This window comes from Synechococcus sp. H55.11 (genome assembly GCF_047462475.1).
Taxonomy (GTDB): Bacteria; Cyanobacteriota; Cyanobacteriia; order Thermostichales; family Thermostichaceae; genus Thermostichus.
Map to the genome: position 1 here is coordinate 1 of NZ_JANSJI010000032.1, position 2599 is coordinate 2599.

At 60.9% G+C, this 2599-nt stretch carries 2 protein-coding genes; one reads left to right on the top strand and one right to left on the bottom strand.

All coding sequences use genetic code 11. The features are described 5' to 3' along the window. Window positions 1–327: 327 nt before the first annotated feature. Complete coding sequence (locus NW853_RS01240; protein WP_414336084.1) at window positions 328–1203, bottom strand: leucine-rich repeat domain-containing protein; 876 nt, start codon at window positions 1201–1203, stop codon at window positions 328–330. 158 nt (window positions 1204–1361) lie between these two features. Between NW853_RS01240 and NW853_RS01245 the strand changes: the two genes are divergently transcribed. Next, a complete protein-coding gene (locus NW853_RS01245; protein WP_414347264.1) occupies window positions 1362–2597 on the top strand; it encodes an LL-diaminopimelate aminotransferase in 1236 nt (411 codons plus the stop codon). Window positions 2598–2599 lie beyond the last annotated feature (2 nt).

The window sequence follows — 2599 nt, forward strand, 5'->3', positions numbered from 1 at the left end:
CACTTGAGCATGACAGGCCCTAAGCCCCATAGCCCGCGGGCAACTTGAGTGTCTCTCGCAGGACAACATCTGCAGTGTTTTGAGAATGGCGCGGCAGCCGGGACGTCGAGTCTATGAACATTTCAAACAGTTATGGTCATTGCAAATAGCAATGAAACGATTCGTTCGTCGCTATTGCTCCGCAACGCTGTCGCGAACGCGCCGCTCTAACTCCCCTCTCCCTCAGGGAGAGGGGCTGGGGGTGAGGGATATCCCTCAGGGAGAGGGGCTGGGGGTGAGGGATATCCCTCAGGGAGAGGGGCTGGGGGTGAGGGACAACCGAGAAAGCTACCGCGAGCAGATGGGAGCCGGCAGAGGGTCCCCTTGGTTGAGGCCGGCAAACCACTTGGACAGGGCAGCCGGCAGGCAGAGGCCGGCGTTTCCCTCGATCTGCAACCGCTCCAGCCGGGGCAGTTCCGCCAAAAAGGTCGGCAGTTCTCCCGTGAGTTGGTTGCGTGCCAAGCGCAGATCCCGTAACTGGGTCAGTTGTGCCAGCTCGGGGGGCAGGGATCCGCTGAGGCGATTGTCCGACAAGTAGAGGTTTTCCAGGTTGCGCAGTTGCCCCAGTTGGGGGGGAAGGGGGCCGGAGAGTTGATTGCCATCCAAAAACAGGCCTCTGAGGGAGCTCATCTGGCCCAGTTGGTCGGGAATGGAGCCGCTGAGGCGGTTGTTTTGCAGGATGAGGTTTTCCAGGCGGATCAGCCGGCCCAGTTGGGGGGGAATAGACCCAGAGAGCTGGTTATGATCCAAAAACAGGCCGCGCAGGTTCTGCAACTGCCCCAGCTCGGGTGGGATGGAGCCGGAAAGTTCGTTGTAATCGAGAAACAGGTTTTCCAACTGGCTCAGTTGCCCCAGCTCGGGCGGGATGGGGCCGGAAAGTTGGTTGAGGCTGAGGGACAAGGCTCGCAACCGGCGAAATCGGCCTATTTCGGGAGGGAGGGATCCCCTCAACCCTTGGCGATCCAATACCAGTTGGACAAGACACTGATCCGAATCAAAAAGAGCCACCTCCTCCACCACCGCGTCCGGGCGGCCCAGAGCTGCCAAGATCTGCCGCAGCAAGATGGGATCCTGACAAAGAGGAGCAGACCAGACCCCCATCCCCCAGCTCAGCCAAACCCAGATTGCCAGTAGACTCAGCGCCCACCCTTTCTGCTGCTGCATCCTCACTCTCCCAAGGACTTTTGCCAGGGTAGCACTCAGAGGCAGAGTTTTTGCCCGGAACCTGTTATGGATTCCGCCCGTTCACGGAGTGGGCCGTAGGCTTTAGAGCGCGAACAGCTACACTGAAAAGCCGATGACCTCTTCTTCTAGAAACCCCTATGGCCAGGATCAACGACCACTTCCTCAAGCTCAAGGCCGGCTATCTCTTTCCCGAGATTGCCCGGCGGGTACAGGCCTTTGCTGCCGCCCATCCGGAAGCCCAAATTATCAAGATGGGCATTGGCGATGTCACCGAGCCGCTGCCGGAGGCCTGCCGGACGGCCATGATCCGGGCCGTGGAGGAAATGGGGGAGCGGGCTACCTTCCGCGGCTACGGCCCAGAACAGGGCTACGAGTGGCTGCGCCAAGCCATTGCCCGGCACGATTTTCAGTCTCGCGGCTGCGACATCGACGCTTCTGAGATCTTCATCTCCGACGGCTCCAAGTGCGACTGCGGCAACGTCCTGGATATCCTCGGTCACGACAACACCATTGCCATCACGGATCCCGTCTATCCCGTCTATGTGGACACCAACGTGATGGCGGGCCATACGGGGCCGGCCAACGAGCGGGGTGAGTACGAGGGCCTGGTCTATCTGCCGCTGACGGCGGAAAACCACTTCACCGCCAGCCTGCCCCAGCAAAAAGTCGATGTCATCTACCTCTGCTTTCCCAACAACCCCACCGGCGCAGTAGCAACCCGGGAGCATCTGCAGGCCTGGGTGGACTATGCCCGCGCCCACAACTCGCTCATCCTCTTTGATGCCGCCTACGAGGCCTACATTACGGAGCCTGGGATCCCCCACTCCATCTACGAGATCCCGGGGGCAAGGGAATGCGCCATCGAGTTCCGCTCCTTTTCCAAGACAGCCGGCTTTACCGGCACCCGCTGCGCCTTTACAGTGGTGCCCAAGTCGCTACGGGGCCAAGCTGCCGATGGCTCCTGGGTGGATCTCTGGAGCCTGTGGTATCGCCGCCAGTCCACCAAGTTCAACGGCGTGGCCTACATCGTGCAGCGGGGGGCAGAAGCCGTCTATTCTGAGGCAGGGCAGGCCCAGGTGCGGGCTTTGGTGCAGTTTTACCTGGAGAATGCCCGCATCATCCGCGAGCAGTTGGCCAAAGCCGGGATCCAGGCCTACGGCGGCGTCAACGCTCCCTACGTCTGGGTAAAGGCGCCCACTGGGCTGAGCAGTTGGGAGTTTTTCGACAAGCTGCTGCACACCTGCCATGTGGTGGGGACTCCCGGCTCTGGCTTTGGCAGCGCCGGCGAGGGCTACTTGCGCCTGTCGGCTTTTAACAGCCGCGCCAACGTAGAAGAAGCCATGCGCCGCATTGTCGGCGTGTTTGGGAGCTGAGC